This is a genomic window from Rhizorhabdus sp., from assembly GCF_018006725.1.
Classification (GTDB): Bacteria; Pseudomonadota; Alphaproteobacteria; order Sphingomonadales; family Sphingomonadaceae; genus Rhizorhabdus.
This window is the reverse complement of the sequence record NZ_JAGMXV010000236.1, coordinates 1-6,800: the sequence shown is the minus strand read 5'-3', so window position 1 is coordinate 6,800 and position 6,800 is coordinate 1. Positions and strand designations below refer to the sequence as shown.

The following is a 6,800-nucleotide window of genomic DNA, read 5'->3' as shown; positions in this document are numbered from 1 at the left end:
ACGGTCGAGGTCGACAGCGCCCGCGTCCATCTGACCGGCAAGGAATATGCGATGCTGGAGCTGCTCTCGCTCCGCAAGGGCACCACGCTGACCAAGGAAATGTTCCTGAACCACCTTTACGGCGGCATGGACGAGCCCGAACTCAAGATCATCGACGTGTTCATCTGCAAGCTCCGCAAGAAGCTCGCACTGGCCTGCGGTGGCGAAAATTACATCGAGACCGTCTGGGGCCGCGGCTATGTGCTGCGCGACCCGGAAGAAGGCGCCGTCGCCGCCTGATCACCGATTTTGCTACAGGGGCAAAAGCGAAGGCCGCGATCCGAAAGGAGCGCGGCCTTCTTCGCATGAGCGGTCAGCCGAGCGGGCGGATCTCGACGATTTCGATCGCATCGGCCTTGCCGCCGAAATCAGCATACTCGCCCTCGCTCCCACCGATCAGAGCGCGCGCCAGCGGCGACGAGAAAGATATGGCGCGGGCGGCGGGATCGGCCTCGTCGTCGCCCACGATCCACACCTCTGATTCTTTGCCGTTGAGTTTGTACCGCACCGCCGTACCGAAGGCGGCGACATCGCCGGTTGCCGAAGGCTGCACCTCCATCGTCGCGCGACGGGTCGCCCAATAGCGCTGGTCGCGCCGCAGCGCCTTGATCTCGTCTTCGCCGGCCTTGCGCTCGACCGCCTCGGCAATAGCCGACTCGATCGCCTCCAGCCTTTCGGCCGTCAGCCGCGCGCCGCGTTCGGTCACCCAATTGGGGCCGGGCGGGATCGGCAGTTCGAACTTGGGTTCAAGATGTTCCTCGTCGCTCTCGCGGCGGAAGGCGACGCTCATGCCGACACCACGATCGAGACACCGTCGCCCGGCGTCGCGACATGCCGGCGCACGCCGACCTTCTTGAGGAACAGCCAGAGGGCCTCGACATGGATGCCCGCGACGACCTTCAGTGTGAGCAGCGGGTGGCGCAGGAAGGCGCCGAGCAGAGCCCGGTCGCTGAGCTCGCGACGATCGCCCCCGAATGCGGCCACGATCAACGGCCCGTCGCTATCGCCGCCCGCGACGACGACACGGGTCTTTTCCATCGGCGGCTCGACCGTGAATTCATAGCGCATGTCGAGATCCATGAAGGGCGAAACATAAAAGGCCTTGTCGCAGGCCTGGCGGATCAGGGTACCGTCACTCGCGGAATCGACCACGGGAATGACGTAGCTGTGGCGCTCCTTGAAGGTATTGGTCACCTCATAGACGATCGTCGACAGCGATCCGTCACGGCGGTGGCAAAACCACACGCTGAGCGGATTGAAGACATGGCCCAGCATGCGCGGCATCGTCAGCAAACGGATGGCGCCGCCGTCGGGTTCCTGCCCCGCCTGCCGCATCAGCGCTTCGATCTGGGGCCGCAGCGGTTGACCCGACCGATCAGCATAGTCGCGGTCGCGGAAGGAAAAGAGATTCCAGCGATTGCGCGAGAATAACCGGCACGAGCCATCGATGCGGTCGATCTCGTCGAGATCGAACAGGCATTGAAACATGCGGTAACGCAAGACGTGGCTGCGGGGCCGGAAACGCCGGTGGAACACTTCCCCTGCGTAGATGGCAGATTTCACTCGGCGGCTTCCCGCACCGGTGCCAGATCCAGCGCCAGACGGCCATTCGCGTCCTCGACCGTCCATGGCCGCCGCGCGCCCAGCATCTCGGCCACGGCCAGCCCAGCCTGCAACCCGTCCTCGTGGAAGCCTGCCCCCAGATGCGCGCCGCAGAAGAAGGTGTTGCGCTGCCCCTGGATCGCCCAGATCCGGCGCTGTGCGTCGAGCGCCGCCCGATCGAAGATCGGATGATCGAGGCTGGTACGGTTGATCTCCCGTCGGGGGTCGATCGGCCGGTGGGGGTTCAGCGTCACGACCAGCGGGTCGCGGGTCTCATAGCCCTGCAGCCGGTTCATCCAGTAGCTGACGCAAAGATCGCCCGTCGCATCATTGGCATAGCGACGTCCGAAATAATTCCACGCACCCCACAGCATCCTGCGCTTCGGAAGCAGGGTGGCGTCCTGGTGCAGCACCACGACATTGCGGCTGTAGCGGAAGGCGCCAAGCAATTCCTGCTCCTGCGGGCTCGGATCGGCGAGCATCGCCAGCGCCTGATCGGCATGCGACGCGATGACGACATCGTCGAAGCGATCGGAATGCCCCGTGCCGTCGACGATGGTGACCTGCCCCGCCTTGCGCTCGATCCGAGCGACCGGCGTGCCGAGGCGCACCTCACCCCGGAAACCAGCGATCAGACGCTCAATATAGGTGCGGCTGCCACCGACGACGGTGCGCCATTTCGGGCGCTGGCCAAGATCGAGAAGCCCATGATTATTGCAGAAGCGCACGAACGCCTCGGCCGGATAGTCGAGCAGCAATTGCGCGGGCGCCGACCAGATCGCAGCTGCCATCGGCAACAGATGGTCGTCGCGAAATGGCGCGCCATAGTTGCCCTGCTCCAGCAGCTGACCCAGCGTCATGTCGCCGAAACCGCCACTGTGCTTACCCATGTCGCGGTAGAAGCGGACCAGATTGCGCAGCATCGACCAGAAGCGCGGCGAGACGATGTTGGAGGGCTGGGCGAACAGCTGCCACAGCCGGTCACCCGCCGCATATTCGAGCTTTCCGTCATCGAGCGACACCGCGAAGCTCATGTCGGTCAGGCGGGTCGGCACGCCCAGATGCTCGAACATCGCGATCAGGTTCGGATAGGTGCGCTCGTTGAAGACGATGAAGCCGGTGTCGACCCCCAGAACGCCGCCAGCACCCGTGTCGACGTCGATCGTTCTCGTATGTCCGCCGAGACGATGTTCCGCCTCGTACAGCACCACCTCATTGTCTTTGGACAAGAGCCACGCGGCCGAAAGGCCGGTGATGCCGCTGCCGACGACAGCGATGCGCCGTCCCCTGCGGAAATTGGTCATGCTCCCACTACCCTTTACCCAACGCATTGCCCGCCTTCAGCTACGGCCCGACGGACGAACAGGTTGCGCCTTTGCCCTGCCTCGACTGCTACCCCCGCGTCGGCAAAGCGCAATGCGAAATTTCGTGCAACGGCTTGGCGGCTTTCCTCGTATGGGATTAGGACAGCGCGGCCCGGGGGGACATTTTCTTGAATCCGATCGTCAGCATATTGGTCGCGTCGGCCGTGTTATCCGTGATGATGGCTTCGGCCTGGGCCGTGCAGAAAGCGACGCACCAATCGGGCTGGGCCGACGTGTTCTGGTCCTTCGCGATCGGCATCGGCGGGCTGATCGTCGCGCTGATGACCCGCAGCGACGCGCCGCTGCCCCGCATCTGGCTGGTCGCCGGACTGGTCGGCTTCTGGTCGCTCCGGCTGGGCTTTCACATCCTCGCCCGGACCGCCGAGGCGAAGAGCGAGGATCCGCGCTATGCGGAGTTCCGCCGCGAATGGGGCGACAGCTTCCAGCGACGCCTGTTCCTGTTCCTCCAGATTCAGGCGCTGTGCGGCGTCGGCCTTGTCGTCACCGTCTTCGCCGCAGCCCACCGCCCCGGCCCCGCCCTTTCGCTTGCGGACTGGATCGGCCTTGCCCTGCTGGTCGTTTCGGTGGCGGGCGAAGGGGTTGCCGATCGCCAGTTGCGCGCCTTCGCCAAGGATCCCGCCAACAAGGGCAAGGTCTGCGACAAGGGGCTGTGGGCCTGGTCGCGCCATCCCAATTATTTCTTCGAATGGCTCGGCTGGGTCGCCTATCCGGTGATCGCCATCGACATCGGCGGCGACTGGTGGCCCGGCTATCTGGCACTCATCGGGCCGCTGCTGATGTACTGGCTGCTGGTCCATGTGTCGGGCATCCCCTTGCTCGAGCAGCATATGCTCAAGAGCCGGGGTGAAGCCTTCCGTTCCTACATGGCGCGCACCAGCGCCTTCTTCCCACTACCGCCCAGGAAAAACTGATGGACATCATCGCCGCCGCCACCGCAGCCGTCGAACGGCTGCCGCTTCCCGACGCCGTGACGCTGGCGGGCGTCCGCTTCCTCGTCGGCCGCACCGCGCGCAAGCTGGCGGTCCAGCCCGACGTCGAGGCAGCCTTTGCGCGCGACATGGACAGCTTCCCGATCGCGATCCACACCGACGACGCCAATGCCCAGCATTATGAGGTGCCCGCTTCCTTCTTCGATCTGTGCCTCGGCCCGCGCCGCAAATATAGCTGCTGCTACTATGAACTGCCCGGCAGCAGCATCGGCGAGGCGGAGGAGGCCGCGCTGGCGCAGACGGTCGCCCATGCAGGGCTGGCGGACGGTCAGGAGATTCTGGAACTCGGCTGCGGCTGGGGTTCGCTCAGCCTCTACATGGCGGCTCGCTATCCAGGCGCGCGCATCACCGCCGTGTCCAATTCCCATTCGCAGCGCGAGCATATCGAGAAGCTCGCCCGCGCACAGGGATCGACCAACCTGACCGTCATCACCTGCGACATGAACGATTTCCAGGCCGACCACCGCTTCGACCGGGTCGTGTCGGTCGAGATGTTCGAGCATATGTCGAACTGGCGCGCGCTGCTGACCAAGGTGAAGGGCTGGCTCAAGCCCGACGGCGATCTGTTCATCCACATCTTCACCCATGACCGGGCGAGCTATCGCTTCGACCATGCCGACAAGGCGGACTGGATCGCGCAGCATTTCTTCACCGGCGGAATCATGCCCAGCCATGGCCTGATCCGGCACTTCCCCGATCTGTTCACGGTCGAGGAGGAGTGGCGCTGGAACGGTGAACATTATGCGCGCACCGCCTTCGACTGGCTCGCGCGCTTCGACGCAAACCAGCCGGCTATCGCCGAAATCTTCCGCCAGACCTATGGTGCGGACGGCAAATTGTGGGAGCGGCGCTGGCGGCTCTTCTTCCTTGCGACCGCAGGCCTGTTCGGTTTCGACGGGGGGCGCCCCTGGGCGGTCAGCCACTATCGGCTGAAACCCTCGGCCTGATCGCGGCTAAGCGCTGCGCCCGTCGAAGGGGCTGATCTCGACGGTCAGGTCCTGCCAGTCGTCGATGCAGCGCAGGTTTAGGCTGATCCCTTCCGGGTGCGAGCGCGGGCGATAGAAGCTCTTGATCCCGCATTGGGAGCAGAAGATGTGCCGCGCCTTGCCCGACCCGAAGCGATAGGTGGTGCTGTCCTGCTTGCCGTCGAGCAGCCGGAAGCGGCTTTCGGGAATGATGAGGTGGAGGTAGCCGCTCATCGAACAGATCGAGCAGTCGCAGTCGAGAATCTTGAACGGCCCTTCGCCGATCTCGGCCTCGTACCGCAAGAGGCCGCAATGGCAGCCGCCCTCCACCTTCATCCCGTTACCCCTTCATAATCGCCTTTGTGACCAGATAGCCGCCGGTCGAGCCGACCCCCGAAACGAACGAGCCCCAGATCATGTCGGCGATCGTAATCTTCGACGACCAGACGACCAGCGTCGCCTGATTGGTCAGGTCATAGGTCGCATAGGCGAAGAAGCCGAACAGCGCACCCTGGATCGCAGCGGTCTGCCACTGGCCGGCATTCAGCGCCGGAGTGACGGCGAAATAGACAAGGCCGGCGATATAGAGGGCGTAAAAGATGATCGCCGGCGTCATGCGCGGTTCGGGCGCCAGGATCGATCCGATGACCGGGCGATAGAGGATGTCGACCGAATATTTCAGCCATACGAAATCGACGATCGCGAATACGATGAGCGTTGCGACATAGGACAGGGCTATTCGGGTCATAGGGCTCTCCTTGCTGGAGGAATGATGGGCGAGAAGCGCGAGCCCGTCATCCTTGTGTTTCGGATATGGAACGGCAATGTGGCCGCCAAGGCAATAGCTGGTGGTCGGACATGCGTGGGTTGCCGCTGTGCATGCCCGCTGCGAGTGGGATCATGATGCGGTCGAAAAAGGCGGCTCACCAAGCCGACGGGAAATAGGAACGGCATGTCGGTATCGTCGCGCGGCAAGAGCAATGCCACGATCTTCATCATCGTCACGATCCTGATCGACGCGATCGGATTCGGTATCGTCATTCCGGTCCTTCCGCGCCTCGTCATGGAGGTCGGCCACCTTACCCTCGACGAAGCGACGTGGATGGGCGGCTGGCTGGCAACGGTCTATGCCCTCATGCAGTTCCTCTGCGGGCCGCTTGCCGGCAATCTCGGCGATCGTTTCGGGCGCAGACCCGTTCTCCTGCTCGCTCTGGCCGGACTGTCGATCGACTATCTGCTGATGGGCTTTGCGCCCAACCTCACCTGGCTGTTCGTCGGCCGGCTGCTGGCGGGCGTGTTCGGCGCCTCGTTCAGCCCCGCCACGGCGGCACTTGCGGACATTACCGAGCCCGAGGACCGCGCAAGGCGCTTCGGCCTGGTCGGAGCGGCCTTCGGCCTCGGTTTCATCATCGGCCCGGCAATCGGCGGGCTGCTCGGCGAGTTGGGCCACAGCGTACCTTTCTATGCGGCAGCGGCCTTCTCGGCCGTCAATCTGCTGTTCGGAGCCTTCTTCTTCCCCGAAACCCTGGCGCAGGAAAACCGTCGCCGCTTCAGCATTGCGCGTGCCAACCCCGTCGGAGCGCTGCTTGCCGCGCGCAGCCTGCCCGGCGTGCTGAGTCTCGCGGGGATATTGCTGCTCTGGAACATCGCGTCGATGGTCTATCCCGCGACCTGGGCCTATTTCGCCATCGCCCAATATGGCTGGACGGACGGAATGGTCGGCGCTTCGCTGGCGCTCGCCGGCCTCTCGATGATCACGGTTCAGAAGGGGATATTGGGGCGCACGGTCAAGCGCTTCGGGGAACGGCGCACCGCGATGC

General features: G+C 64.1%; 9 protein-coding genes. 4 read left to right on the top strand and 5 right to left on the bottom strand.

The annotated features are described in order from the left end of the window. Positions 1 to 279: winged helix-turn-helix domain-containing protein (locus KAY22_RS22395; protein ID WP_296625393.1), on the top strand; the 279-nt coding region annotated here is incomplete at its 5' end. Between the two features lie 73 nt (positions 280 to 352). Here KAY22_RS22395 and KAY22_RS22390 read toward each other — a convergent pair. Genes KAY22_RS22390 through KAY22_RS22380 form a run of 3 tightly spaced genes read right to left on the bottom strand, consistent with a single transcriptional unit; the run spans position 353 to position 2,945 of the window. Beyond that, positions 353 to 829, bottom strand: coding sequence for a GreA/GreB family elongation factor (locus tag KAY22_RS22390; RefSeq protein WP_296625392.1), 477 nt, complete (start codon positions 827 to 829; stop codon positions 353 to 355). Then, positions 826 to 1,602, bottom strand: a complete 777-nt coding sequence (locus KAY22_RS22385; RefSeq protein WP_296625391.1) for a DUF1365 domain-containing protein — start codon at positions 1,600 to 1,602, stop codon at positions 826 to 828. Before KAY22_RS22385 ends, KAY22_RS22390 begins: the two co-directional genes overlap by 4 nt. After that, a complete protein-coding gene (locus KAY22_RS22380) occupies positions 1,599 to 2,945 on the bottom strand; it encodes an FAD-dependent oxidoreductase (protein ID WP_296625390.1) in 1,347 nt (448 codons plus the stop codon). The genes KAY22_RS22385 and KAY22_RS22380 overlap by 4 nt, the downstream gene beginning before the upstream one ends. A 188-nt stretch (positions 2,946 to 3,133) precedes the next feature. Between KAY22_RS22380 and KAY22_RS22375 the strand changes: the two genes are divergently transcribed. Both KAY22_RS22375 and KAY22_RS22370 read left to right on the top strand, forming a co-directional pair. Next, the gene (locus KAY22_RS22375; protein WP_296625389.1) at positions 3,134 to 3,937 is read left to right on the top strand and encodes a DUF1295 domain-containing protein; all 804 of its coding nucleotides are present in this window, start codon (positions 3,134 to 3,136) and stop codon (positions 3,935 to 3,937) included. Then, positions 3,937 to 4,962 carry a cyclopropane-fatty-acyl-phospholipid synthase family protein gene (locus KAY22_RS22370; protein WP_296625388.1) on the top strand — a complete coding sequence of 342 codons (1,026 nt, stop codon included), beginning with the start codon at positions 3,937 to 3,939 and terminating at the stop codon, positions 4,960 to 4,962. Before KAY22_RS22375 ends, KAY22_RS22370 begins: the two co-directional genes overlap by 1 nt. 6 nt (positions 4,963 to 4,968) lie before the next feature. Here the strand turns inward: KAY22_RS22370 and KAY22_RS22365 are convergent, their stop codons facing one another. Then, positions 4,969 to 5,316 carry a GFA family protein gene (locus KAY22_RS22365; RefSeq protein WP_296625387.1) on the bottom strand — a complete coding sequence of 116 codons (348 nt, stop codon included), beginning with the start codon at positions 5,314 to 5,316 and terminating at the stop codon, positions 4,969 to 4,971. A gap of 4 nt (positions 5,317 to 5,320) precedes the next feature. Beyond that, the gene (locus KAY22_RS22360) at positions 5,321 to 5,728 is read right to left on the bottom strand and encodes a DUF2177 family protein (protein WP_296625386.1); all 408 of its coding nucleotides are present in this window, start codon (positions 5,726 to 5,728) and stop codon (positions 5,321 to 5,323) included. A gap of 204 nt (positions 5,729 to 5,932) precedes the next feature. Here KAY22_RS22360 and KAY22_RS22355 point away from each other — a divergent pair. Beyond that, positions 5,933 to 6,800: MFS transporter (locus KAY22_RS22355; RefSeq protein ID WP_296625385.1), on the top strand; the 868-nt coding region annotated here is incomplete at its 3' end.